A 24,701-nucleotide genomic window follows, 5' to 3' on the forward strand; every position below is an offset into this window, starting at 1 on the left:
GGACACGCACATGTGCGTGTCCCCGATCAGATCTAGGAAGCGCTCGCCAGTCCCCGGAGCGCCGCGTTGGCGATGGTCAGCTTGGCGAAGGTCCAGCCGCCGCCGGCTTGCTCGATGTCCTCCACCGTGCGCCTGGCGGCGCGGACGGTGTCGGCGCGCATGGCGGCCCACGAGGTGGTCGCCGCCTTGGCCGAGAGCTCGTCGTCGCCGGCCTGGGCGTTGGCCGAGAACTTCAGCACCGCCTGGGTGATGGCGGTCTGCTCGGCCAGCATGTCCTCGATCAGCCGGCGCACGGCCAGCCGCTCGAAGGGGTCGCCGCCGATGAACGAGCCGGCCGCGCCGCGCAGGCGGTCGAAGCCAAAGGCGGCGCCGACCTGGTGATAGAGCCGGGCGACATTCTGCACCGACCAGCTGGAGGCATTGGCCAGATCGACAAGGTCGGCGGCCGTCGTCAGGGGCTGCAGGGCGGCCACGCTCTGAGCCAGGGCCTCGGGCGCGCCGTCGGCGACATAGGCCTTGGCGCGCTTGGCGACGGTTTTCTGCTCGAACGGCGAGAAGATGCTCGCGCCCAGAACAGCTAGCGTCTTGACCGACGGCCCATAGGCCTCGACCAGTGTCTTGACGCTGGACTTGTCGCGGAAAGCCCGGCGGGCCAGCCAGAAGGTCAGGCTGCGCAGGGCGTAGGCCAAGGCCTTGTAGAGCGCCAGCTGGCCGCTGGCCGAGGCCTTGCCGTCCAAAGCCGACACCCGGTTCCACAGCGCGTCGACGCCAAGGATTTCGCGGGAGGCGGCGAAGGCGATGACCAGGGCCTTGGTGTCGCAGCCGGCCGCGGCCCGCAGGCGGCTCGGGAAGGTTGGGCCACAGATGTTGATCATCCGGTTGTCGAGCACCGTGGCGATGATCTCGCGCTTCAGCCGATGGCGTTGCATCTCGTCGGCGTACTGACCAAGCGCCGGCGGGAAATAGCCCTCCAGCGTCGCCTCGAACCACGGATCGTCGGGCGCTTCAGACGCCACGATGTCGTCGAACAGGTCGATCTTGCCATAGGCCAGCAGCACCGCCAGTTCGGGCCGGGTCAGACCCTTGCCGGCCTTGGCGCGCTCGGTCAGGACCGCCGCCTCGGGCAGGCCCTCGACCCGACGATCCAGGCGGCCCTTGGCTTCCAGCGCCGTCATGAACTTGGCGTGGGAATCGATCTCCGACACCGCGTCGCTCTCCATCAGCGACAGGGCCAGGGTCTGATCGTAATTGTCGGCCAGCACGTGGCTGGCGACGTCGTCGGTCATGGTCGGCAACAGCCGGTTGCGGGCCTCGCGGGTCAGCTTGCCGCCGCGCTCCAGAATCCCGGTCAGGATCTTGATATTGACCTCATGGTCGGAGCTATCGACCCCGGCCGAGTTGTCGATGGCGTCGGTGTTGATGTAGCCGCCCGCCCCTCCCGCGCCCATCTGCGCGAACTCGATCCGACCGGCTTGCGTCAAACCAAGATTGGCGCCCTCGCCCACCACCTTGACCCGCAGGTTCGCGCCGTTGACGCGGATGGCGTCATTGGCCTTGTCGCCCGCATCGGCCTGGCTCTCGCCCTTGGCCTTCACATAGGTGCCGATGCCGCCGAGATAGAGCAGCTCGGCCCTGGACTTGAGGATCGCGGTCAACAGCTCGGCCGGCGACACCACCTGCGCCTTGAGCTCGAACAGCGCCTGGACCTCAGGCGTCAGGGTGATGGTCTTCAGCGAGCGGGCGAAGACCCCGCCACCCTTGGAGATCAGGCTCTTGTCATAGTCCTCCCACGACGAGCGCGGCAGCTTGAACATCCGCTCGCGCTCGGCCCAGGAGGTAGCGGGATCCGGATCGGGGTCCAGGAAGATGTGGCGGTGATCGAAGGCGGCCAAGAGCTTGGTCTGCTTGGACAGCAGCATGCCGTTGCCGAACACGTCGCCGCTCATGTCGCCGACGCCGACCACGGTGAAGGGCTGGGTCTGGATGTCCTTGCCCAACTCGCGGAAGTGGCGCTTGACCGCCTCCCACGCGCCCTTGGCGGTGATGCCCATGACCTTGTGATCATAGCCGACCGAGCCGCCCGAGGCGAAGGCGTCGCCCAGCCAGAAGCCGTAGTCCTCGGCCACGCCATTGGCGATGTCGGAGAAGGTGGCCGTGCCCTTGTCGGCGGCGACAACCAGATAGGGATCCTCACCGTCATAGACGATGACGCCGGCTGGCGGGACCACCTTGTTTTCGGGATCGATGTTGTCGGTGATGTCCAGCAAGCCCGACAGGAAGGTCTTGTAGGCGCGGATCGCCTCGGCCTGGATAGCGTCGCGATCGCCGCCGCGCGGCAGGTTCTTCGGGAAGAAGCCGCCCTTGGAGCCGACCGGCACGATCACCGCGTTCTTGACCTGCTGAGCCTTCACCAAGCCCAGCACCTCGGTCCGGAAGTCGTCGCGGCGATCGCTCCACCGCAGGCCGCCCCGGGCCACGGGGCCAAAGCGCAAATGCACGCCTTCGACGTGCGGAGCCGAAACATAGATCTCGCGATAGGGCTTGGGCGCCGGCAGGTCCTCCAGCTCACGCGAGGCGATCTTGTAGCTGATATAGGGCTTGGCCTCGCCGTCCTCGCCCAGTTGAAAGAAGTTGGTCCGCTGGATCGCGCCGACCAGGGCGGCGATGCGGCGCAGGACGCGATCGGCGTCCAGGCTTTCCACGGCCTGCAGCGCCTCGCCGATCTTGGCCTCGACGGCCTTGGCCTGTTCCTTGCGGGCCGCGAGGTCGGCGTGGACAGCCGGGTCGAACTTGATGCGGAACAGGTCGAGGATCAGGCGGGTGACGCCGGGATTGTCCGACAGGGCCTGCTCCTGCACGCCCTGGCTGGGGTCCAGCCCGGTCTGCTGGCGATATCGGGCCAGGGCCCGAACCAGGGCCGCCTCGCGCCAACCCACGCCGAGCTCCAACACCAGCCGGTTGAAGCCGTCGCTCTCGGCGCGCCCGGTCCAGATGGCCACGAAGGCCGCCTCGAAGGCCGCCTTGACGTCACCGAACGACAGGTGCTCGCCCTGCTCGTCCCGGAGGGTGAACTCGTGCACCCAGACCTTGGCGTGTGTTCCGTCTGCCGGCGACAGCTTGAAGCCGTTCTCGATCAGCGCCTTGAGGCCCATGTGCTCGAGGATCGGCAGGACATCGGCCAGGGGCGCGGCGGCGCCAGGGCGATAGAGCTTGAAGCGGAAGGTCAGCTTGTCATCATCGGCCAGGTGGAAGGCGCGCACGCGGACGGCCTCTGCGGCGTCCAGGTCGTCGACGACGGCGATGTCGGCCAGGGCCTCGACGGCGTCGTATTGGTCGCGATATCCAGGCGGGAAGGCGGTCTGATAGCGGGCCAGGGTCTGGGCGACGCGGCCGGGGGCGCCGCCATCGCGCACGGCGGCTTCGAAGCGGTCTTCCCAGGTACGCGCTGTCTCGGCGATCTCGGTTTCCAGAGCGGCGAGGTCGGGATCGCCATGCCTGCCGGGCGTGACGCCGAGCACGTAGTGCACGCGAGCCAGGGGCGCGTCGGAGAAGCTGGGATAGTAGGCGCTGACACGGCCCCCGAAAGCGTCGGCCAGGATCTTGCCGGCCCGCTCGCGCACGCCGCTGTCATAGCGCTCGCGCGGCACGAACATCAGCACCGAGATGAAGCGGTCGAACGGGTCGCGGCGAGCGAACAGCCGCACGCGCGGCCGATCGTAGAGGTGCAGCACCCCCAGCGCCATGGTCAGAAGCTCGTCCTCGGGCGTCTGGAACAGCTCGTCGCGCGGCCAGGTCTCGAGGATGTTGCGCAGCCGCTTGCCATTGTGGCTGTGGGGATCCTTGCCGGCTTCGCTGAGCACGTGCTCGACCTTGCGGCGGATCACCGGCACCTCGTGGGCGGGGGTCTCGTAGGCCTCGGCCGTGAACAGGCCCACGAAGCGAACCTCGCCCGAGGCCTTGCCGTCGGGGCCATAACGGCGGACGCCGACATAGTCCATGTAGCCGCGGCGATGGACCTTGGAGCGCAGGTTCGACTTGGCCACCACCAGGGGCGCGCCCAGCAGCAGGTGGTCGCGGACCTGGGGCGAGAGGATCGCCGGCTCGCTCTCGCGGCGCAGCACCGTGCGGGTCTGGTCGCGCAGCACGCCTAGGCTGCCCTCGGTCTGATACAGTGGCTCTTCGGCCGCATAGCCGCCGGCGCTGGTGCGCGGATATTCGTAGACCCGCGCGCCCAGGAACACAAAGTGGTCGCCCTCCAGCCAGTCGAGGAAGGCCAGGCTCTCGGCGCGTTCGGCCTCGGGGATGGCCTGGGGCGTGTCGCGCAAGGCGTCGATCGTCCGGCGCATCAGCGCCTTCATGGCGTCGAAGTCGTCGACCGCCAACTGGACGTCGGCCAGGGTCTCGCGGACGGCGCCGATCAGGGCGGCCTCGCGATCCTCGCCCACCGGGGCCATATAGACCTGGATCATCGAGCAACGGCCGGCGGCGGTCTCCACCACCGGGTGGAACATGGCGCGGACAGAGAAGCCCTGCTCGGCGATGGCGCCCATGATGCTATCGACCAGGAACGGCCGGTCGGGCTGGACGATTTCCAGCAGGTCGGTCTTCAGCTCGCCGCCGTCAGCGGCACGGATCCGGATCGCGACGGGATCGGAAGCGGCCTCTCCAAAGCGCCAGAAGTCGATCAAGGCGGCGGCGATGTCGGCGGCGGTGAAGCCGGGCAGTTCCTCCGCCGACCAGTCTTCCTGCGCTTGGGCGGCGAACTGGCGAACTGGCTCGGTCAACGCGCCCTGACCGAGCGCCACCCCGAAGGCGGCCACCAAGCCGTCCGATTGCGCTGCCGTCGCCTTGGGGTCAAGTTTTGCACCGACCATAGGATTTCCTCGCGAATTTTTGGCGACAACCTAGCCTTTACCGGCTCGGTTTCAACCGCAACCTCGGAAAGTGGAACAAGATTTTGCCAGTAAGAAACCCGTGGCCCGGACACGGAAGCGCCGCCGGTGGGGGGAAACCGGCGGCGCAGGCCCGCCGGGGGGGGGCGGCGGGCGGTTCCGCGTTCGACGCGCCATGAAATGCGGTCTGCGTCGCGCGGGGTCGGCGTGGGGGGACACCGACAAGGCCTAGATAGGAAGCCCATTTGGGATGTTAAGGCCCCTTGGTCGCGTTCTGTCGTGAACCTAAAGCTTGGCCCGGTTTTTTCGGCGAGCCGGCCCGTGGAGAGTCGAGAGAATCGCCGCTGGGGTCGCCGTCTTCCGACAACAGGATGGCGATCCAGCGCGTGCCCTCGAACTGGGCCAGGATCAACATCGCCGCCACGGTGAGCGGGGTCGACAGGAACATGCCGGTCACGCCCCACAGCGCGCCCCAGACCGCCAGCGACAGCAGCACCACCGTAGGGTCCATGTTCAGGCTCTCGCCCTGCATGCGCGGATAGATGACATTGCCAACGATGAAAAAGATCAGTTCCAGCGCGCCGAACAGCAGCAAGGCGGGGAGGAAGGTGTCGGGAAACTGCACGAGGGCGAAAATCGGCGGCAGGATGCAGCCCACCGCGCCGCCCAGGATCGGAATATAGGCGGCGATGAAGATCAGGAAGGCCCAGAACAGCGCATTGTCCAGGCCGATCAGCATCATCACCGCCCAGGAGGCCGCAGCGATCATCAGGCCGGTGACGGTCTGGATCCACAGATATTGCTCGACGCCGTTGCGGATGCGCTGGAAAAGCTGCATCGCGCCGTCGCGCTCGGCGTGATGGGGATAAAGCGCCACGATCTTGCGGCCAAAACCCCGCCGGGAAGCGATGATGAAACCCAGATAGATCAGGACGAGGATCGCGCTCGACGCGAAATTCTGCAAGCTCTGAGCGGCGGCGCCGGCGTATTTCGAGGGATTGATCTGGTTGACCAGCTCACCGATGGTCGGCGCCACCTTGATCCCCACCAGCGACGCCAGCTTGGCGATCACCCCATTCAGGCGCGGTGCGTATTCGCGCATCTGCAGCACGAACCCCGCGCCATTGGCCGTCACCACCCAGACCGCCAGGCCGAACAACAGGATGGACAGGATCAGCGCGGTCGGGAGCGCCAGGTTCCTGGGATAGGCCGGCACGCGTTCGGTCAGCACCCGGGCGAAGCTGTCGATCATCATCGCCAAGAACACGGCCAGGGCCAGCGGGGTGAGGATGCCCCGCATCCAATAGAGGCTGGCGGCCCCGGCGATGACCGCCAGGAACACCAGGGCGTTGCGGCCGGTGATCGAAGGCGAAATGGTCATCGGCGGAATCTCTCTAACGAAGCGTCTGTAAAAGACCGGCGCCACATTGCGCGAGCCGATTGGCGCGGCGCAAGGCCGGGGCTACGGTTAAGCCCTCAATGTGAAGGACGTTGCGTATGACCCTGGTGATTGCCGAAGGTGAAATCCTGCTCGGTCTCGGTGAAGGCCCCGTGACCCAGAGGTTGGACCGCTCCAATCGCCATGGCGTCGTGGCCGGCGCGACGGGCACCGGCAAGACCGTGACCCTGCAGATCATGGCCCAGGCCTTCTCCGACGCCGGCGTCCCGGTGTTCGCCGCCGACGTGAAGGGCGACCTGTCGGGCATCGCCATGGCCGGCGTCCCCAACGACAAGATGCTGGCCCGCGCCGCGTCCATGGACATGGCGCTGATCCCATCAGCGCCGCCGGTCGTGTTCTGGGACCTGTTTGGCCTGAAGGGCCACCCGATCCGCACGACCATCTCGGAGATGGGGCCGGTGCTGCTGTCACGGCTGCTGGAGCTGAACGATGTGCAGGAGGGCGTGCTGACCGTCGTTTTCCACGTCGCCGACAAGGACGGGCTGCTGCTGCTGGACCTGAAGGACCTGCAGGCTGCGCTGAAATATGTCGCTGACCACGCCGCCGAGATCGGCACCCAGTACGGCAATGTCGCGCCCGCCACGATCGGGGCCATCCAGCGCAAGCTGCTGACCCTGCAGAGCCAGGGGGCCGAGAACTTCTTCGGCGAGCCGGCCCTGAAACTGGCCGACATCATGCGCACCGACGTGGCCGGGCGCGGCTATGTCAACCTGCTGGCCGCCGACACGCTGATCCAGTCGCCCAAGCTCTATTCGACCTTCCTGCTGTGGTTGCTGTCGGAGCTGTTCGAGGAACTGCCCGAAGTGGGCGACCCGGAAAAGCCCAGGCTGGTGTTCTTCTTCGACGAGGCTCACCTGCTGTTCAACGACGCCGAAAAGCCGCTGCTGGAGAAGATCGAGCAGGTCGTGCGGCTGATCCGCTCCAAGGGCGTTGGCATCTATTTCGTCACCCAGAACCCGTCCGACATCCCCGACGCGGTGCTGGGCCAACTGGGCGCGCGCGTCCAGCACGCCCTGCGCGCCTACACCCCCGCCGATCAGAAGGGTCTGAGGGCCGCTGCCCAGTCGTTCCGGGTCAATCCCGCCTTCGACACCGCCGAGACCATCCAGGCCCTGGGCGTGGGCGAGGCCCTGGTCTCGACGCTCGACGCCAAGGGCGCGCCCTGCGTGGTGCAGAAGACGCTCATCCGCCCGCCGGCGTCGCGGCTCGGACCGGTGACGCCCGAGGAACGCGCGGCCCTGATCGCCAGGAGTCCTGTCGCCGGCCTTTACGACACGACCCTGGACCGCGCCTCGGCCTATGAGACCCTGCAGGGCCGGGCCGCCCAGGTCCAGCAACAGGCGGACGCCGCCGCCGACCAGGTTGAACTGGACCGGCGGCGCGCCGCCCAAGACAAGGTTCGGCAACGCGAAGAGACGCAGGAAGCCCGCGCCACCCCGCGTCCCCGCGCCTCCAGTCGTCAATCGATGGGCGAGACCTTCGCCAAATCCCTGCTGCGCACTATCGCCAGCCAAGCCGGGCGCGAGATCATGCGGGGCCTGCTCGGTGGCATGTCGCGACGACGGTAGGGACCGGACGACCGCGCGTCAGGCCGCCTTCCGGCGACGTGGCTTCTTGGTCGTGGGCTCTCGCGGCGTTGCGATCTCCGGCCCTGGCGACACGGGGGCCACGCTGGCCAGGGTCCAGGCCGACAGGGTGTCGACCGGGGCGGGGCGGCCAATAGCGTAGCCCTGGAGTTCGGCGCAGTCTTCCCCGCGCAGGAAATCGATCTGCTCCTGGGTCTCAACGCCCTCGGCCACGCACGGGATGTCCAGGCTTCGGCCCAGACCCAGAACGGCCCGAACGATGACCGTGGCGCGGTCGTCGCGATGGATGTTCTCGACAAAGCTCTTGTCGATCTTGATCTTGTCGAACGGAAAGGACTGCAGGGTCGATAGCGACGAGAACCCCGTGCCGAAGTCGTCCATGGCGATCCGCACGCCCAGCGCCTTCAAGCGGCGCAGGTTGTCGAGCGCCCGCTGATAGTCCTTGAACAGAGCGCTTTCGGTGATCTCAAGCTCGAGACGCCTGGGTGACAGGCCGGTTTGCACCAAGATCTCGTGCACCAGCTTGGGCAGGTCGGGCTGGTTCAATTGCAACGGCGACAGGTTCACGGCGATGCGCAGCGGCCGCTCCCAGGTCACGGCGTCGGCGCAGGCGCGGCGCAGCACCCACTCGCCAAGCTGGCCGATCAGGCCGTTCTCCTCGGCGACCGGAATGAAGTCCAGCGGCGGGATCATGCCGCGCACCGGATGCTTCCAGCGCACCAGAGCCTCGAAGCCGCACACCTCGCCGTTCGAGGCGCGGGCTAGCGGTTGATAGTAGACCACCAGCTCTTCGTCGATGATCGCCTGGCGCAGTTCGCGGGCCATGGTGCGACGCTCTCGGATCGAGTCGTCCATCTCGCGCTTGAAGAAGCGATAGGCGCCGCGACCGCTTTCCTTGGCGCGGTAGAGCGCCATGTCGGCATTGGCCAGCAGGGCCTCGGCGGTGCGGCCATCGTCCGGAAACAGGCTGACGCCCAGGCTGGCGCCCATGACCAGATCCTGGCCCTCGTAGCTGGCGGGAAGCGCCAGGGCCTCGAGCAGACGGCCGGCCAGTTCGGCGGCGGCGACAGGCTGGTCGCCGGCCGCGACCTGGACGATGATGAACTCGTCGCCGCCGAGGCGCGCGGCGAACGACGGCGCGGTCAAAGCGTCCTGCAGACGGCGCGCGGTCTCGACCAGCAGGGCGTCACCGGCATGGTGGCCGTGCAGGTCGTTGGCTTCCTTGAAGTGATCCAGGTCGATGCAGATCAGCGACAGGCTCTCGCCCGAGGCCTCGACGCGCTCGAGCGCGGCGGCCAGACGGGTCTGGAGCGAATTGCGGTTGGGCAGGCCGGTCAGGCCGTCGTGCTCGGCCAGGTAGCGAATCTTTTCCTCGGCCGAGCGACGTTCGCGCAGGTCGCGAACCGCCAGCACGGTCAGGCCCGACGTCTCGGTCCGCGCGCCGTCGTCCATCAGGCGCGAGAACACCTCGACCGGGATCGGACGTTCGCCGTCGATCGGTTGCAGTGCGCCTTCCCGGCGCACGCCCTCGCGGGTGGGCGCTTCGCCGTCGAAGGTCAGCATGGCCGCGAGCGGCGCGCCCATGATGGCGTCCAGATCGGCGCCGATCAGCTCGCAAAAGGCGGCGTTGGCGTCGTTGATCTTGCCGTCCTGAACCACGACGATGCCTTCATAGGCCGCGTTGGCCATGCGGCGGATGCGGTCCAGAGCCGACCGGCTGGTCTGGGACTCGATGGCGACGGCGCCCAGACCGCCGAGGATGATCATGGTGGTGATCGAGATCACAGCCAGCGTCAGTATACCGCCCGACAGCAGTTGGTCAGGAACGATGATGGCCGAATCCGGGACGATGGTGATCGCGCCCATGCCGGCGAAGTGGAGCGAGCAGACGCCGAGCGTCAGCAAGGCGCCGCCGCCGACCTGCTTGAGCAGGCTGCGAGCTCGCCCTGCCGCCAGGAGGGACAGGGTCGCGCCACAGACGCCAACCAGCACGGAGACGGCCACCATGACCTGCTCCCACTGGACGACGCCCTGGGTCACGAAGGCCGACATGCCGGTGTAGTGCATGGCCGCGACACCCATGCCAAGCACCAGGCCGCCAGCGAAGTCGTTGGTCTTGGTGCGCTGAGCCGAGGCCACGGCGAAGCCGCAGGCCATGAACATCACCGAGATCATCAGGGACAGCAGCGTGCCCGTGGGGCTGTAGCCCGTCTTCAGCCCAGGGGTATAGGCGACCATGGCGATGAAGTGAGTCGCCCAGACGCCCGATCCCGACACCAGACCGGTCAGCAGGAGCCACGCGGCCCGCACCACGCCCTTGGCTCCGCGCATGCGGGAATAGAGCCGGAACGCCGTGAAGCAGGCGGCGAAACAGATCAGCCCAGCGACGACGACTAGTCGCAGGTCATGTTCCCTCGTCAGGCAAGTCAAAACCTTCAACACACAGAGGTCCCCCAGGGCGAATCTGCCTTCTTTGCATCATAAGTTGCAAAGAAACCGTTGCTGTTGCCAAACCTGGGAAACTTTGCCGCGTCCCGTCATTGCGGCACCTTGACATAGAGAGACCGCCGGTCGCACTGGCCGCCGTCATGGCGGCCGCGTCGAAGGCCGGCTGGTCGTCGCCCGCGCCCAGGACGATCCCGCCAAGCTCGGCGTATTTCTCCAGGCCTTCCACCCGAGAGACGCCCAGGCCGGACAGCACATGCTGCGAGGCGGCCCGCTCTCAGTCGCGCATCCAGGCGGGGGGTGGGGCGCCGCGATCCGCCGCCACGGCGGCGCCAGCGCCGATGGCCGCGACCGGCGGAGCGAAAAGCGCGGCGAGCGCTCGGCGGGTGATCGAGATGGCGCTGTCTCTCATGGCGATGCCTAAACCGGTTCGCGTTCGAGCCGCAGCGCGCCTGCGGCGTGCCACGCCCAGGCATGCCGGATGATGTCCTCGAGCGCGTAGCGCGGCGTCCAGCCCAGCATGGCCTTGGCCTTGGCGTTGTCGGCCACCAGGATCGGCGCGTCGCCGGGGCGGCGCTCGGCGATCTCGACCGGGAACGCCCGGCCCGACACGGTCTCGATCGCCGTGATCAATTCCTTGACGGTGGTGCCGGTGCCTGTGCCCAGGTTGAAGACCTCGCTGGGCTCACCGCGCAGCAGCCGCTGCACCGCCAGCACGTGGGCGTCGGCCAAGTCCAGCACGTGGATGTAGTCGCGCACGCAGGTCCCATCGCGGGTGTCGTAGTCGACGCCGAACAGATTGAAACCACGGTTGCCGCCGCGCGCCGCAGCGATGGCCAGCGGAATCGCATGGGTCTCCGGCTCGTGCCGCTCACCCACTCGGCCCTCGGGATCGGCGCCCGCGGCGTTGAAATAGCGCAGCGCCGTATGTTTGAACCCCACCTGCTGATCGAGGTCGGCCATGATCTGTTCGACCATCAGCTTGGTGCGGCCATAGGGATTGAGCGGCGCCTGGGGATGGGTCTCGTCCATCGGCACCTTCACCGGCGCGCCATAGGTGGCGCAGGTCGATGAGAAGACGAAGGCCTCGACCGCCGCCCGACGCGAGGCCTCGATCAGGGTGATCGCCCCGCCCACATTGTTCTCATAGAAGCGACCCGGATATTTCACCGATTCGCCGACCTCGATCAGGGCCGCGAAATGGATGACCGCCACCGGTTGGTGCTTGGCGAACACCTCGTCCAGCCGGGCCGCGTCGCGGATATCGCCGATTTCCAGCGGACCCCACTGCACGAACTCGGCCCAGCCGTTGGAAAGATTGTCGTAGGTCACCGGCGTAAAGCCCGCCTCGGCCAACCTCAGGCAGGTGTGGGAGCCGATATAGCCCGCTCCGCCCGCGACGAGAACTTTCTGAGTCACTCAGACCCCCACTCAGACCGGCACCTGTGCCGGCAGTATATTACTCGGTTGAATCGCGCACCGAAAAAGGACCCCGTCATTGCCCACGTCAACTAACGCGGCAGATTTGATCCTAAATGTCTGGAGCACTGTCTTAAACTTGGTGTAGGGCTCCGCCGCGAGGCGGCGAGGAAAAGCAACGATGCGCGTAGCGATGATAGGCACTGGCTATGTCGGCTTAGTGTCCGGGGCGTGTTTCGCCGACTTCGGGCATGTCGTGACCTGCATCGACAAGGACCCAGGCAAGATCGAGCGGCTGGAACGCGGCGAGATCCCGATCTTCGAGCCTGGCTTGGAAGACCTGGTCGCCCGCAACGTGCGCGAGGGCCGGTTGTTCTTCACCCTGGACGGCGCCCGAGCGATCCGCGAGGCGGACGCGGTGTTTATCGCCGTGGGCACCCCGACCCGTCGCGGCGATGGCCGTGCCGACCTGTCCTATGTTCACGCCGCCGCCGAGGAGATCGCCGGCCTGATCGATCATTTCACCGTGGTCGTCACAAAATCGACCGTACCGGTCGGCACCGGCGACGAGGTCGAAGCGATCATCCGCAAGACCAATCCCAACGTCCAGTTCGCCGTGGTCTCCAACCCTGAATTTTTGCGCGAAGGCGCGGCGATCGAGGACTTCAAGCGCCCTGATCGGGTCGTGGTCGGATCCGACGATGAACGCGCCCAAGCGGTAATGCGTGAACTATACCGCCCCCTGTCGCTGAACGAGACACCGATCGTCTTCACCACTCGACGAACCAGCGAGCTAATCAAGTACGCGGCCAACGCCTTCCTCGCGATGAAGATCACCTTTATCAACGAGATGGCTGACCTATGCGAAAAGGTTGGGGCCGACGTGCAACAGGTGGCCAAGGGCATTGGTCTGGACAAGAGGATCGGCGGCAAATTCCTCAATGCAGGTCCAGGCTACGGCGGCTCATGTTTTCCAAAGGACACCGTCGCCCTCGTACGCACCGCGAAGGATTATGGCGCGCCCGTACGTTTGATCGAGACAACGGTGGCGGTCAATGAAGCGCGCAAGAAGGCCATGGCCATCAAGGTCGCCAAGGCCATGGGCATCGAGAACCTAACCGGCAAGACTGTCGGCGTGCTGGGGCTCACCTTCAAACCGAATACTGATGACATGCGCGACGCACCCAGCCTGGATATCCTGCCCTCTCTGCAGGCCATGGGCGCCGCCGTCCAAGCCTATGACCCCGAAGGGCGCGACGAGGCCGAGCGCCTGCTGCCGGGAGTGACTTTCAAGACCAGCGCCTACGACGCGGCCGACGGCGCCGACGTGCTGCTGATCATCACCGAATGGGATCAGTTTCGCGCCCTGGACCTGGACCGTCTCAAGCTGCTGATGCACACCCCGGTCGTGGTTGATCTACGCAACATCTACAAGCCTGCGGAGATGGTTCGCCACGGCTTCACCTACGCCAGCATCGGACGTGGCTGACCCATGGATGCGGTGATCGTCACGGGGGCGGCGGGATTCATCGGCATGCATCTTGCCGAACGGTTGCTTGATCGCGGCGAGACGGTCATCGGGATCGATGACTTCAACGATTATTACGACCGTGCTCTCAAGGCGACGCGCGCCGCACGTCTGGAAGCCCACCCTGGCTTCACCATGGCGCGGATGGACATCGCCGACGCACCAGCGTTCGATACCCTGGTCCGTCAGAGCGGCGCCCAGCGGATCGTCCATCTGGCGGCTCAGGCGGGCGTCCGCTATTCGATTGACCAACCCTTCGCCTACGAACGCTCCAACCTCGCCGGCCACCTGTCGGTCCTGGAGGCGGCCCGCCACAACGGCGTCGCTCACCTGGTCTATGCCTCATCGAGCTCGGTTTATGGCGATCGACCCATCGACGGCGCGGGCTTCAAGGAGACCGACCCGGTCGATGCTCCGGTATCGCTTTACGCGGCCACCAAGCGCGCCGACGAGCTGATGAGCATCAGCTACGCCAAGCTCTACGGCTTTCCGATGTCGGGCCTGCGGTTCTTCACCGTTTACGGACCGTGGGGTCGGCCGGACATGGCCTATTTCAGCTTCACCCAGAAGATCCTCGCCGGCCAACCGATCGAGGTCTATGGCGATGGCAAGATGGCCCGCGACTTCACCTATATCGACGATATCGTCGATGGGATTGTCGGCGTGCTTGACCATCCCCCGGCCCAGGGCGGCCACGAGATCTACAATATTGGCGACAACGATCCCGTCGGCCTGATGGAGATGATCACCACTCTGGAAAAAGCGCTGGGCCAAGAGGCGGTCAAGGTCATGCGGCCCATGCAGCCGGGCGACGTCACCGCCACCTTTGCCGACATCTCCAAGCTCAGCGCGCTTACCGGCTACAAGCCCAAGGTCAAGCTGATGGAGGGTCTGAACCGCTTCGCCGCTTGGTACCGAGGTTTCTACCCGGGCTGATCCTCAATCACCGCCCGCTTCGAAAGACGGTGTTCGCGCACGCTGATGTAGAGCGTCGAGGCGACCACGATCGCGGCCCCGGTCAGCACGGCGGGGCTGGGCCTTTCGTGGAACAGGAAGAAGCCGGCGGCCACGGCGAACACCAGGCGGGTATAGTCGATCGGCGCCATCACCGCCGCCTCGCCCGCCTCCATGCCCTTGATGTAGCAGCCCTGGGTCAGGGTGCCGATCACCCCCATCAGGGCCAGCAGTCCAAGGTCGGGCCAGGTCGGCCAGCGCCAGACGAACAGGGCCGGCGGTATCGAGAACACCAAGCCTAGACCCGCCGCGTAGACCAGCAGGGTGAAGGGCGAGTGATCGCGGGTCATCACCTTCATGCCCGTGATGGTCAGGGCGAACAGCGCGGCCGAGATCAAGGCGGCCATCTGCGGCCAGCCCAGCCAATGACTGCCGTCGCTGCTGGGCCGCAGCATGATCAAGACCCCAACGAAACCGACCAGGGCCGCGCCAATCCGCACCGGGCCCGTCGGCTCGCGCAGGACCAGCGCCGCCAGCGGCACCAGCCATAGGGTTCGGGTGAAGGACAGGGCGTTGGCGTCGGCCAACGGCAGTTCCTGATAGGCGTAGAAGGCCAGGATCATCGCCAGCACGCCGGCGCTGGAGCGGAAGATCAGGATTCCCGGCCGGGTGGTCCGCAAGGCGCCGCGCCAGTCTCTGGCCACCAGCGGCAGCAGGATGATGACCCCAGCAAGCTGGCGGTAGAAGGTCTGCAAGGCGGCCGGATAGCCGGGGCCAAGATATTTGATCAGCGTGGTCATGCCGGTGAACAGCACGGCAGAGCCTAGCATCCACAACGCCCCGCGCAGGTTGGGGGTCAGACGCGCGCTCCAGCCCCGTCCTGCGGAGACCAGGCTCATGAACCGCCTTGCGAGGCGACCAAGGCGGCCCGCATCTGTTCGGCCTGTTCGGGGGTGATGCCCATGGCCGACAGCAGCGGCGAAGGCGCGCTATGATCCCAACTGCTGCGGCCGCCGATGGTGATGCCGCCATCGACCACGATGTGCGTGCCGGTGACGAACTCGGAATCGTCGCTGGCCAGATAGAGCGCGGCGCGGGCGATGTCCTCGGGCAAACCTGCCTTGGGGATTGGCTGGATCTTCGGACCGACCTGGGCGATCTGGGCGGCCATCTGGTCGGCGACCTCGCGTGGCAATCCCATCGAGGCGCCGAAGATCGAGGTGGCGATCAGGCCAGGGCAGATGGCGTTGACGCGGATCTTCTGCGGCGACAGCTCCGCGGCCGCGCAGCGGCTCATGTGGATCACCGCAGCCTTGGCGGTGGAATAGGCCAGCGGGCCGAACCCCGCCTGCAGGCCGGCGATCGAGGCCGTGTTGATCACGCTGCCGCCGCCGCGCGCCAGCATGAGCGGCAAGGCGTGCTTCATGCCCATGACAGGACCCCGGACCAGCAGGGCGAAGACCGCGTCCCAGCCCTCGGCCGTCATATCGGCCACGCCATTGGGCGCGCCGCCGTGACCGGCATTGTTGAACAGGATGTCCAGGCCGCCGAAGGCGTCGTTCGCCACCGCCACGGTCGCGGCGATCTGGGCTTCGTCGGTGACATCACAGCGTGAGAAACGGACCTTGTCCGGAAAGCGCCGCTCAAGCATCGCGCCCTTTTCGACCTGCAGGTCGGCGGCCACGACGCAGGCGCCTTGAGCCACGAACAACTCGACCGTTCCCAGTCCAATGCCCGAGCATCCGCCGGTGATCACCGCGACCTTGCCGTCCAGACGTCCCGTCATGCGCCGCTCCCTCGCGAGGCGGGCGGTCTCTGGGGTCGGACCGCTACGCCATGGCGTGGCTATCCTGGCGCGATGGCGCGCCGATGGCCAGGGCTAAGTGAACGCCGTTCAGGCTTGTTGGCGAACGGGAGAGCCCTGGAGCCGGTTGACCACCAAGCTACCCAGTAGCCACACCGCGCAGGGCAGCAAGACAACGACCCAGGCCAGCACCAGGCCAGCCAGACCGAAGATCGCCGCGACGCGTTGCGCGATGCGGGGTCGCTCGGCCGCTTCGGCCGCCGACGGCGAATAGATGTTCAGGCTCATCGTCCCCCCAGACCATCAGAGCGCGCCAAATCCGACGCCCGCGCGTATTCCACGCAAGCGGCATCCGTAGCCTGGGGGGAAGAGGCTTGTTTTACAAGCGCTTTCCGTAAGTCCTGAAGCGCCGGCCCGAACAGGTGCCACGGCTCCACGCAGTATCGGGTGAACAAGCGCTGTGGATCGACCATCAGCCGGAACAGCCACTCCATGCCCACCTGACCCAGCCAACGGGGCGAAGGACGCTGGACGCCGGCCTCATAGTCGAAGGCGCCGCCGATCGTGAAGGTGACGCACGGAGCCAGCTTCGCCTGATTCTCCAGCACCCAAAGCTCCTGGCGCGGCATTCCCATGCCGACCAGGAGGATGTCGGGTTGGTAGGCGTTGATCGCATCGATCACGGACTCATTCTCGACCGAGCCTGGCGTCACATCGAAATAGCCGTGATGACTTTTGATCTGAGCCCCTGGCCAGTCGGCCCGGATACGGGCGGTGGCCTTGTCGCCCACGCCGGGCGCGCCGCCCACAAAGAACACTTTCCAGTTCTCGGCGACTGCCCGCCCCCAGAAGGCGTCGCGCCAATCCAGGTAGGTGCAGCGATGGAAACGCCGGCTGGCCCGGCCGACGATTCGCGCCCAGAAGATCAGCGGCACCGAGTCGACCTCGATCAGGTCGGAAGTTTGGTAGAATTCGGCGATCTTCTCGTTGTCGCGGATCAGATAGAGGCTGTGCAGGTTGTGGTTGGCGACCACAGCGTGTTCGCGCGCTGCGATCTTGCCCGCCACGAAGTGAAACACCTCCTCGGGCCGGACAAGGTCCATCGACCCGCCCAGCACCTGCACCCGCTCTTCGGGCCGACGGCTCTGGCGGAAGTTTCGACGCACCTCCGGCTGGAAGGCGTCGCGCGCGGGCAGAAACATCAACGCGACCTCCGACTACTCAAAGGTTCGTTTTAGGTGATCAGCCTGATCAGTTCGATAACAAGGATACTTACCGTATTTTAACCGTAATTATGACGATCCGGGCAATAGCGTTGGCTTTACTATCTGGTATAAATATCATTTACCACAATGCCTTTTATGCATGACTGTATTGTTGATAATCGTCCGGTACTTATGAATTTGATTTCGATGTCTAAGATAACCGAAACCATTTACCGCGCTCTAGAAGCGTTGAAACGCGGCATAGGCGCTCAACGGACGCGCAAAGGCGTCGCCCACAGGCTGTGCGCGACATTTCGAGCTTTAAATCTCTCGACTTCGGATTGTAACGTACGATAGCGGCGCTGGTTTATTTCGCAGACCTCAAATTACCGTTTTGTTTTCCTATCGGACCCAAGCTTAGTCAGCGTTAGGGTCTTCTGGAGCATGGTTCGTGCGTGAGTTCAGGCATGAGCACGGCCTTTCGTCCAGTCGTCGTCGCGATCGGCCATAGCCGGCCCGACGCTCTGGCGCGCCTGCTCGCGTCGCTGGGGGCCGGCGCCTACCCGCCGGAAACACCGCTGGTCATTAGCCTGGATCACTGCGACCAGGACGACACCGCCGCTGTCACCGATGCCTTCACCTGGGCCCACGTGCCCAAGCGGGTGATTCGACACGCCGCTCGTCTGGGGCTTCGCGAGCACATCCTGCGGTGCGGCGACCTGGCCGTCGAATACGGCGGGCCATCCTGTTCGAGGACGACCTTCTCGCGGCGCTTGGCGGCTACGACTATGTGCTTCAGGCCATGGCGTTCTATGCCAAGGATCCGCGGATAGGCGGGATTTCGCTCTACAACTATCGGCTCAACGAATTCAATAACCTGGATTTCCGGCCGGTGGCCGACGGCGCCGACGTCTATTTCCTGCAGGTCGCCTCGTCCTGGGGACAGGCGTGGACAGCGGACCAATGGAACGCCTTCCGCCGGTGGTGCGTCGAGGACAAGGATCGCCCGTTTTCCGCCGCGGGCGGCTTGCCCAGGCAACTCCAGGCCTGGAAGCCCACCTCCTGGAAGAAGTATTACATCAAGTATTTGGTCGAGACGGGGCGCTACTTCGTCTACCCTCGCGCCTCCCTATCGACCAACACGGCACGTTCAGGCGCCCATACCAAACGGGTGGTCAGCATCTATCAAACCCCGCTGGACCTGGCGCGAGCCCGCCAATGGCGGCTGGCCCGGCTCGATGCGTCGCTGGCGGTCTATGACGTATTCTATGAGCCCACGCCCGAAGCGCTGGCTCGCTTGCGTCCCGAGCTCGCGAGCCTGGATTTCGACGTTGATTTGATGGGCACGAAGCCGGCCAACGCCCTGAGCAAGCCTCTTCCGCTCTCCTCACGGCCCTGCCGCCTGCCGACGCGCCAATACGGGATACGTGGGGGCTCGACGTCCGCCGATGACATCGCCGACGGGGCTGCTGGACGGCTGTTCAGCTTCTGCCCGGCCACGGCGTTCGGCGCGATGACGCCGCTGCGTCGTCTGAAGCTGATCCGCGCGGTCCACGGCGGTTTCGGCCTGGGGAAATTGGCTTTCCAAATCCTCAAACCGCTGCAGACCGAACTTTTCATCGCCCAAGCGCGGCGGCGCGCGGCGCCCACGCCGGCCCTGCCGATGCGGAGCTGCACGCATGCGCCTGACCTTGCACCTCCATGCCGACTCCAGCAGGGCGACCGACACGCTGGTGTCCGACCTCGCGGGGCTGGAAATCGAAAATCTGAAGCTGGACCTGGCCATCGCCGCCGAGCCCCGAACCTTCCAGGCGGTGGCCCGGGGGTTGGACTGGCGGGCGGGCGAGGTGCGCGCCTTGCCCAACACCGAGGCCCGATCCTTCGCGCCGTCGCGTCTTGACGAGGTCGCCGGCGACGACGCGCCCGCAATTATCGTGGGGGCGGGCGTCAGGCTGGCCCCGCACCTGTCGCGCTACGCCGCGGCGGTGTCCGCCCGCGACCTCGGCGTGGACGCCGCGGTGGTGTCCGCCCTGCCGCGCCTGCGTCCGGGAAGCCCGCCATTCACCCCGCTGGAGGACGGCGGCGACGGTGTTTTCGCGGCCATCGATCCAGGCGCGGGTCTGGTGGTGACCCCCAGCCAGGCGGCGGCGCTGCTGAATCCGGGGCCCGAGACCAGCGGCTGCTTCCTGTTTCCTCGAACCGGGCTGGCGTCGGATGGCCGTTCGCCGTTCGAGCCCACCATTGAGCACAACGCCAGGGACTGGCGCTTCCGAACGCACGGCGAAAGCCTGGCCGTCTACGACCAGCATCTGGAGATCACGCCTGAAGCGCTGAGACGCGCTGTTCACGCCTTGGCCGACCTGGATTTCGCCGTCGATCTGACCGGCGACGGCCCCACGCCCACCGCCCCCTATCTGCTGTCGGCCCGCCCCTGCCGCGCCCCAATCCGGACCTTTGGCCTGGACCTGACGCCCTTCGCCGCCAATATCGTTTTCGCGACGCCGGGCGAGGTCTTCAGCCTGGGTCCAACCGAAGCGTTCGAACCGATGACCGCCGCCCGGCGGCGGGCGCTTCGGCATCACCTCAGCCGGTCATTCGACCTGTGCGAATATGTCGGTCAGCTGGTCCGGCCAAACGCCGCCACCCGGCGTTCCTAAGCCGCGCGCACACGCCTCAATCGTTGACGACCACGACCTTGCCCATAGCCTTGCGGCTGGCCAGGTGAGCGATGGCGTCGCCGGCCTTGGCCAATGGGAAGCGCTCGGAAACATAGGGTTTGATCTTGCCCTCGGCATAGAGGCCCATCAGGTCCTTGACGTTCTGGGCGTGTAGCTTGGGTTCACGGGCCACCGAGGCGCCCCAGAACACCCCGACGATGTCGCAGGACTTCAGCAGGGTCAGGTTCAGCGGAATCTTGGGGATGCCCGACGGGAAGCCGACCACCAGGAAGCGGCCGTTCCAGCCCGAGGCGCGGATGGTGGCTTCGGAATAGTCGCCGCCGACCGCGTCATAGGCCACGTCCCAGCCGTTGGGCCCGCAGGCGTCCTTGATCAGGTTGGCCAAGGCCTTTTGACCGTCCTTGTCGAACGGGCCGCGCGGATAGACCACGCCGCTGTCGGCGCCGTGCGCGATGGCCAGATCGACTTTTTCTTGGCTGGAGCAGGCGGCGATCACCTTGGCGCCGGCCGCCTTGGCCAACTCGACGGCCGCCAGGCCCACGCCGCCGGCCGCGCCGAGCACCAGCAGGGTCTCGCCGGCCTTCAGCTGGCCGCGATCCTTGAGGGCGTAATAGGAAGTGCCGTAGGTGAGGATGAAGGCGGCGGCCTCGTCAAACGGCATGGTGTCGGGGATCGGCGTGCAGCGCACGGCGTCGACCAACAGTTTCTCGGCCATGCCGCCGTGGCCGCTGGAGGCCAGCACCCGCTGGCCGACCGTCAGGCCGGTGACGCCCTCGCCAAGCTGTTCGACCACCCCGGCCACTTCGCCGCCGGGCGCGAACGGCCGCTGCGGCTTGAACTGGTACTTGTCCTCGATGATCAACACGTCGGGATAGTTAACGCCGCAGGCCTTGACCGTCAGCACCACCTGGCCCGGACCGGCGACGGGGTCGGGAAGCTCTTCAAGCACCAGGGTCTCGGGTCCGCCGACCGCCTTGCTGAGCACCGCCTTCATCTCGCCTCTCCCGTCTTTCTTCTTTAAGAGCGCGGACGCTAGCGCACGGTCGCCGGCCAAGGAAGCAGAATGTCAAACAAGCGTTTTAGTCTCGCCCTGCACGGCGGAGCGGGCTCCGCACCGGGTCATGACTACGGCGTCGAGGTCGCCCACATGCGCGGCCTGGTCGAAGCCGCGCGCGACCGACTGGCCGCCGGGGCCAACGCCCTGGACGTCGCGGTGGAGACGGTCGTCGCCCTAGAAGCCAGCGGCCTTTACATCGCAGGCAGGGGCGCCTCGCCCAATGCCTCAGGAATCTACGAGCTGGACGCCTGCCTGATGGACGGCGCCAGCGGCCGGGCAGGCTCGGTCGCCGCGCTTCAGGGCTTCGAGAGCCCGATCCTGGCGGCGCGGGCGGTGATGGAGCGGACGCCGCACGTCATGCTGGCGGGCGAAGGCGCGGCCGCCTTCGCCAGGACCCAAGGCCTGAAGACAATCACGGATCCCGCGACCTGGTTCACGCATGCTGGGGCCTTTGAGTCTAACCATCCGCCGGACTTGCCCACCGGCACCGTCGGCTGCGTGGTGCGCGATGGCGAGGGCCGGCTTGCGGCCGCCACCTCGACGGCCGGCGTGTTCGGCAAGCTTCCGGGCCGGGTCGGCGATTCGCCCATCATCGGGGCCGGGGCCTGGGCTGACGGCCAAGCGGCGGTGTCCTGCACCGGCCAGGGGGAGTATTTCATCCGTACCGCCGTGGCCGTGCAGGTCGCCCACCGCATGCGCTTCGGCGGCGAGAGCCTGGCCAGCGCGACGGCGGCCGCCATCCAGGGCGTGGCCGGCCTGGGCGGCGACGGCGGACTGATCGCCGTGGACCGCGAAGGCCATGTCGCCATGCCCTTCGCCTCGGATGGTCTGAAGCGCGCGGCCCTGTTCGCCGACGGTACGATCATGGCCGAAGCCTTCTGAGCCCTGCCCTCTTCGCGACAGAGAACCCGCCTCCAGCGCCCAAACGACGCTCTGCCGATTGAAGGCGCCATCCTCGTTGGCTAGGTTGCCGCCATGCATAGCCACGCAGGGCAGCGCGCCCGACCCGAAGACCTCGTCAATCTGGACGCCCTGACCCGCGCCTATTTCGAGACCCATCCCGACGCCTCGAACCCGGGTCAGCGTGTGGCCTTCGGGACCTCCGGCCATCGAGGATCCAGCCTCGACGCGGCGTTCAACGAGGATCACATCCTCGCCATCACCCAGGCCATTGTCGAATACCGCGCCGACCAGGGCGTGACCGGCCCGATCTTCGTCGGCCGCGACACCCACGCCCTGTCCGAGCCCGCCTGGCGCTCGACCCTGGAGGTCCTGATCGCCAACGGCGTCGAGACCTTGATCGATTCGCGGGACGGCTTTACCCCGACCCCAGCGGTCTCGCACGCGATCCTGAAGTTCAATCGCGTGGCGCCCGGCCCCGCCGACGGCATCCTGATCACCCCGTCGCACAACCCGCCCCGCGATGGCGGCATCAAGTACAATCCGCCCTCGGGCGGACCCGCCGGGGGCGAGGCCACCTCGGCGATCGCCGCGCGGGCCAACCAACTGATCGAGGGCGGCCTGAAGGACGTCAAGCGCGTGCCGTTCGAGCGAGCGGTCGTCGCCGCCGGCCGCTACGACTTCCTGGCGAAATATATCGACGACCTGCCCAGCGTGCTGGACCTAGACGTTATCCGCTCCGCCGGCGTGAGGATCGGGGCCGACCCGCTGGGCGGCGCCAGCGTCGCCTATTGGGGCGAGATCGCCGACCGCCACCGGCTGAACCTGACCGTCGTCAATGACGCCGTCGATCCGCGTTGGGCCTTCATGCCGCTCGACAATGACGGCAAGATCCGCATGGATTGCTCGTCGCCGGCCGCCATGGCCAACCTGATCCGGGCGATGCAGGGCGGGGCTCAGTACGACGTCGCCACCGGCAACGACGCCGACGCCGACCGCCACGGCATCGTCACGCCCGACGGCGGGCTGATGAACCCCAATCATTATCTGGCCGTGGCCATCTCCTACCTGTTCAGCCATCGCGAGGGCTGGGGTCCGGACGTGGCCGTCGGCAAAACCCTGGTCTCGTCCTCGATGATCGACCGTGTGGTGGCCGGCATGGGTCGCCGCCTGCTGGAAGTGCCGGTCGGATTCAAGCATTTCGTGCCGGGCCTGCTGGACGGCAGCGTCGGGTTTGGCGGCGAGGAGTCGGCCGGGGCCTCGTTCCTGCGCAAGGACGGCACGGTGTGGACCACCGACAAGGACGGCCTGCTGCTGGCCCTGTTGGCGGCCGAGATCCAGGGCCGCACGGGCAAGAGCGCCAGCCAGCTCTATACCGGCCTGACCAAGCAATATGGCGCGCCGGCCTATGCCCGGATCGACGCCCCGGCCAACCGGGCGGAGAAGGCGCGGCTGGCCGCCCTCAGCCCGTCCGACGTTTCCGCCAAGACTCTGGCCGGCGAGGCCATCATCGACATCCTCACCACCGCCCCCGGCAATGGCGAGGCGATCGGCGGTCTGAAGGTGGTGACCAAAAACGCCTGGTTCGCCGCCCGGCCGTCGGGGACCGAGGACGTCTACAAGATCTATGCGGAGTCGTTCCTGGGGGCTGATCATCTGAGGTCGGTGCAGGCCGAAGCGCGGGACGTGGTGGCCGGGGCGTTGAAAGATTAGCGCCGGTCCCGTTCCATTCTAGAATGCTCGACGCGCCCCAAGGGCGACCGGCCTTGAAGAATTGGCGGCGGCGGCTCGACGACATGTTCGACAAGTTTGTCTAGGTCCGCCTAAGGTCACCCCCTACCCCTCCAGCCTCGCCAAGACCCCCGGATCCGCCTTCGCCAGCTCCACGATCCGCTCGATCAGCGCCTCGCGGCTCTCCAGAGCCAGCCCGTCGCGCAGCCGCGCCATGCGCTCGCGGACATAGCCCAGGCCGGTGTCGTCCAGCAGATTGGTCGCCACCACCACGGCCGCCTGGTGCTTGCAGGCCCCGAACTTGTCGAAGCCGGGACAGGTGCAGGCCCCCTCGCCGTTCGGCGCGCGCAGGGTGATAACATAGAGGTCGCCCCCCTTCACATGGGCGGTGACGGCGTCGTCCTCGATGGCCACCAGATCGACCGCGCCGGCCTCAGCCAGCTGGGCGCCGCTTTCGAACCAGCGCTCATCCATGCGCTCGCGCCAGGCCCCAATGTCGAAGAGGGGCCTGTTGAACAGGCTCATGCCTCGTCCTCGATGCGGTGGATGTCGTCGTCCGACAGGCCGAAGTGATGGCCGATCTCGTGGACCAGCACATGGGCGATCAGCTCGCCGAGCGAGGCATCGCCGCGTTCGCACCACTCGGCCAGGATCGCCTGGCGGTAGAGGAACACCATCGACGGCTCCGGCGACGGACCCAGCGCCGAGCGATGGGCGAGATCGACGCCTTGGTAGAGGCCGGTCAGCTCGAACGGGTCCTCGATGCCCAGGTCGTCCAGCACCTCATCGCTGGCGAAATCGTCAATGCGAAACACCAGGTCGCCGGTCTGGCGGCGGAAGTCGGCGGGCAGATCGTCGAAGGCCTGCCGCGCCAGGGCGGCGAAATCGTCGAGCGAGGGGGCGAGGCGGTCGGTCCAGGTCATGGTTCGTACATAGGCCGATTGGCCCGCAGCGCCAGCCTCTCGGCGCCGCCGCGACAGCACAGCTCATCGCCCTCTGGTCACGCGCGGCCTAATCTGTGACTCTGATTCGAAATTCCCCTT

The 24,701-nt window shown here is 66.6% G+C and carries 20 protein-coding genes; 8 read left to right on the plus strand and 12 right to left on the minus strand.

All coding sequences use genetic code 11. The annotated features are described in order from the left end of the window. Positions 1-32: 32 nt before the first annotated feature. Both ACP696_RS09305 and ACP696_RS09310 read right to left on the minus strand, forming a co-directional pair. Entirely contained in the window at positions 33-4,874 is a 4,842-nt protein-coding gene (locus ACP696_RS09305) for an NAD-glutamate dehydrogenase (RefSeq protein ID WP_426010167.1), read from the minus strand. A gap of 271 nt (positions 4,875-5,145) precedes the next feature. Further along, complete coding sequence (locus ACP696_RS09310) at positions 5,146-6,273, minus strand: AI-2E family transporter (protein WP_426010169.1); 1,128 nt, start codon at positions 6,271-6,273, stop codon at positions 5,146-5,148. Between the two features lie 116 nt (positions 6,274-6,389). Between ACP696_RS09310 and ACP696_RS09315 the strand changes: the two genes are divergently transcribed. Further along, positions 6,390-7,919 carry a helicase HerA-like C-terminal domain-containing protein gene (locus tag ACP696_RS09315; protein ID WP_426010170.1) on the plus strand — a complete coding sequence of 510 codons (1,530 nt, stop codon included), beginning with the start codon at positions 6,390-6,392 and terminating at the stop codon, positions 7,917-7,919. 18 nt (positions 7,920-7,937) lie between these two features. On the opposite strand, the gene ACP696_RS09320 is transcribed toward ACP696_RS09315, so the two are convergent. From ACP696_RS09320 to galE, 3 genes are all read right to left on the minus strand, one after another. Further along, positions 7,938-10,394 carry an EAL domain-containing protein gene (locus ACP696_RS09320; protein ID WP_426011277.1) on the minus strand — a complete coding sequence of 819 codons (2,457 nt, stop codon included), beginning with the start codon at positions 10,392-10,394 and terminating at the stop codon, positions 7,938-7,940. 265 nt (positions 10,395-10,659) lie between these two features. Beyond that, on the minus strand, positions 10,660-10,794 hold the full coding sequence (locus ACP696_RS09325; RefSeq protein WP_426010171.1) for a hypothetical protein: 135 nt from the start codon (positions 10,792-10,794) through the stop codon (positions 10,660-10,662). 8 nt (positions 10,795-10,802) lie between these two features. Next, entirely contained in the window at positions 10,803-11,801 is a 999-nt protein-coding gene (gene galE / locus ACP696_RS09330) for a UDP-glucose 4-epimerase GalE (protein ID WP_426010172.1), read from the minus strand. 181 nt (positions 11,802-11,982) lie between these two features. Here galE and ACP696_RS09335 point away from each other — a divergent pair, with 181 nt between their 5' ends. Both ACP696_RS09335 and ACP696_RS09340 read left to right on the plus strand, forming a co-directional pair. Beyond that, on the plus strand, positions 11,983-13,290 hold the full coding sequence (locus ACP696_RS09335) for a UDP-glucose dehydrogenase family protein (protein WP_426010174.1): 1,308 nt from the start codon (positions 11,983-11,985) through the stop codon (positions 13,288-13,290). A 3-nt stretch (positions 13,291-13,293) separates the two neighbouring features. Next, positions 13,294-14,265, plus strand: a complete 972-nt coding sequence (locus ACP696_RS09340) for an NAD-dependent epimerase/dehydratase family protein (RefSeq protein ID WP_426010175.1) — start codon at positions 13,294-13,296, stop codon at positions 14,263-14,265. Here ACP696_RS09340 and ACP696_RS09345 read toward each other — a convergent pair. The 4 genes from ACP696_RS09345 to ACP696_RS09360 form a co-directional block, all read right to left on the minus strand. Next, complete coding sequence (locus ACP696_RS09345) at positions 14,253-15,182, minus strand: DMT family transporter (protein WP_426043728.1); 930 nt, start codon at positions 15,180-15,182, stop codon at positions 14,253-14,255. The genes ACP696_RS09340 and ACP696_RS09345 overlap by 13 nt on opposite strands. Further along, the gene (locus ACP696_RS09350) at positions 15,179-16,069 is read right to left on the minus strand and encodes an SDR family NAD(P)-dependent oxidoreductase (protein ID WP_426010178.1); all 891 of its coding nucleotides are present in this window, start codon (positions 16,067-16,069) and stop codon (positions 15,179-15,181) included. Before ACP696_RS09350 ends, ACP696_RS09345 begins: the two co-directional genes overlap by 4 nt. A 108-nt stretch (positions 16,070-16,177) precedes the next feature. Beyond that, the gene (locus tag ACP696_RS09355) at positions 16,178-16,375 is read right to left on the minus strand and encodes a hypothetical protein (protein ID WP_426010180.1); all 198 of its coding nucleotides are present in this window, start codon (positions 16,373-16,375) and stop codon (positions 16,178-16,180) included. Beyond that, positions 16,372-17,289 (minus strand): WecB/TagA/CpsF family glycosyltransferase, encoded by a 918-nt coding sequence (locus tag ACP696_RS09360; RefSeq protein ID WP_426010182.1) that lies wholly within the window; start codon positions 17,287-17,289, stop codon positions 16,372-16,374. The genes ACP696_RS09355 and ACP696_RS09360 overlap by 4 nt, the downstream gene beginning before the upstream one ends. A gap of 470 nt (positions 17,290-17,759) precedes the next feature. Between ACP696_RS09360 and ACP696_RS09365 the strand changes: the two genes are divergently transcribed. Genes ACP696_RS09365 through ACP696_RS09375 form a run of 3 tightly spaced genes read left to right on the plus strand, consistent with a single transcriptional unit; the run spans position 17,760 to position 19,949 of the window. Next, entirely contained in the window at positions 17,760-18,125 is a 366-nt protein-coding gene (locus tag ACP696_RS09365; RefSeq protein WP_426043729.1) for a hypothetical protein, read from the plus strand. Next, on the plus strand, positions 18,095-19,192 hold the full coding sequence (locus tag ACP696_RS09370; protein WP_426010186.1) for a hypothetical protein: 1,098 nt from the start codon (positions 18,095-18,097) through the stop codon (positions 19,190-19,192). The genes ACP696_RS09365 and ACP696_RS09370 overlap by 31 nt, the downstream gene beginning before the upstream one ends. Beyond that, positions 19,149-19,949, plus strand: coding sequence for a hypothetical protein (locus ACP696_RS09375; RefSeq protein ID WP_426043730.1), 801 nt, complete (start codon positions 19,149-19,151; stop codon positions 19,947-19,949). Before ACP696_RS09370 ends, ACP696_RS09375 begins: the two co-directional genes overlap by 44 nt. Before the next feature lie 16 nt (positions 19,950-19,965). Here the strand turns inward: ACP696_RS09375 and ACP696_RS09380 are convergent, their stop codons facing one another. Beyond that, complete coding sequence (locus tag ACP696_RS09380; RefSeq protein WP_426043731.1) at positions 19,966-20,964, minus strand: NADPH:quinone oxidoreductase family protein; 999 nt, start codon at positions 20,962-20,964, stop codon at positions 19,966-19,968. 69 nt (positions 20,965-21,033) lie between these two features. Between ACP696_RS09380 and ACP696_RS09385 the strand changes: the two genes are divergently transcribed. Together ACP696_RS09385 and pgm are read left to right on the plus strand one after the other, a co-directional pair. Then, positions 21,034-21,909 (plus strand): isoaspartyl peptidase/L-asparaginase family protein, encoded by an 876-nt coding sequence (locus tag ACP696_RS09385; protein ID WP_426043732.1) that lies wholly within the window; start codon positions 21,034-21,036, stop codon positions 21,907-21,909. Positions 21,910-22,002: 93 nt separating this feature from the next. Then, positions 22,003-23,640, plus strand: a complete 1,638-nt coding sequence (pgm, locus tag ACP696_RS09390) for a phosphoglucomutase (alpha-D-glucose-1,6-bisphosphate-dependent) (RefSeq protein ID WP_426043733.1) — start codon at positions 22,003-22,005, stop codon at positions 23,638-23,640. Between the two features lie 123 nt (positions 23,641-23,763). Here pgm and ACP696_RS09395 read toward each other — a convergent pair whose 3' ends face one another. Together ACP696_RS09395 and ACP696_RS09400 are read right to left on the minus strand one after the other, a co-directional pair. Further along, positions 23,764-24,183 (minus strand): SWIM zinc finger family protein, encoded by a 420-nt coding sequence (locus ACP696_RS09395; RefSeq protein WP_426010193.1) that lies wholly within the window; start codon positions 24,181-24,183, stop codon positions 23,764-23,766. Continuing rightward, a complete protein-coding gene (locus ACP696_RS09400) occupies positions 24,180-24,581 on the minus strand; it encodes a metallopeptidase family protein (protein WP_426043734.1) in 402 nt (133 codons plus the stop codon). Before ACP696_RS09400 ends, ACP696_RS09395 begins: the two co-directional genes overlap by 4 nt. Between the last annotated feature and the right edge of the window lie 120 nt (positions 24,582-24,701).

The sequence above is a fragment of the Caulobacter sp. DWR3-1-2 genome (genome assembly GCF_049896225.1).
Taxonomy (GTDB): Bacteria; Pseudomonadota; Alphaproteobacteria; order Caulobacterales; family Caulobacteraceae; genus Caulobacter.

Bases quoted from the DNA above. Each gene is read 5' to 3' on its own strand.
- ACP696_RS09305 (WP_426010167.1), bottom strand. From the start codon at position 4,874: ATGGTCGGTGCAAAACTTGACCCCAAGGCGACGGCAGCGCAATCGGAC.
- ACP696_RS09310 (WP_426010169.1), bottom strand. From the start codon at position 6,273: ATGACCATTTCGCCTTCGATCACCGGCCGCAACGCCCTGGTGTTCCTG.
- ACP696_RS09315 (WP_426010170.1), top strand. From the start codon at position 6,390: ATGACCCTGGTGATTGCCGAAGGTGAAATCCTGCTCGGTCTCGGTGAA.
- ACP696_RS09325 (WP_426010171.1), bottom strand. From the start codon at position 10,794: ATGAGAGACAGCGCCATCTCGATCACCCGCCGAGCGCTCGCCGCGCTT.
- ACP696_RS09335 (WP_426010174.1), top strand. From the start codon at position 11,983: ATGCGCGTAGCGATGATAGGCACTGGCTATGTCGGCTTAGTGTCCGGG.
- ACP696_RS09340 (WP_426010175.1), top strand. From the start codon at position 13,294: ATGGATGCGGTGATCGTCACGGGGGCGGCGGGATTCATCGGCATGCAT.
- ACP696_RS09345 (WP_426043728.1), bottom strand. From the start codon at position 15,182: ATGAGCCTGGTCTCCGCAGGACGGGGCTGGAGCGCGCGTCTGACCCCC.
- ACP696_RS09350 (WP_426010178.1), bottom strand. From the start codon at position 16,069: ATGACGGGACGTCTGGACGGCAAGGTCGCGGTGATCACCGGCGGATGC.
- ACP696_RS09355 (WP_426010180.1), bottom strand. From the start codon at position 16,375: ATGAGCCTGAACATCTATTCGCCGTCGGCGGCCGAAGCGGCCGAGCGA.
- ACP696_RS09360 (WP_426010182.1), bottom strand. From the start codon at position 17,289: ATGTTTCTGCCCGCGCGCGACGCCTTCCAGCCGGAGGTGCGTCGAAAC.
- ACP696_RS09365 (WP_426043729.1), top strand. From the start codon at position 17,760: ATGAGCACGGCCTTTCGTCCAGTCGTCGTCGCGATCGGCCATAGCCGG.
- ACP696_RS09370 (WP_426010186.1), top strand. From the start codon at position 18,095: ATGGCGTTCTATGCCAAGGATCCGCGGATAGGCGGGATTTCGCTCTAC.
- ACP696_RS09380 (WP_426043731.1), bottom strand. From the start codon at position 20,964: ATGAAGGCGGTGCTCAGCAAGGCGGTCGGCGGACCCGAGACCCTGGTG.
- ACP696_RS09385 (WP_426043732.1), top strand. From the start codon at position 21,034: ATGTCAAACAAGCGTTTTAGTCTCGCCCTGCACGGCGGAGCGGGCTCC.
- pgm (WP_426043733.1), top strand. From the start codon at position 22,003: ATGCATAGCCACGCAGGGCAGCGCGCCCGACCCGAAGACCTCGTCAAT.
- ACP696_RS09395 (WP_426010193.1), bottom strand. From the start codon at position 24,183: ATGAGCCTGTTCAACAGGCCCCTCTTCGACATTGGGGCCTGGCGCGAG.
- ACP696_RS09400 (WP_426043734.1), bottom strand. From the start codon at position 24,581: ATGACCTGGACCGACCGCCTCGCCCCCTCGCTCGACGATTTCGCCGCC.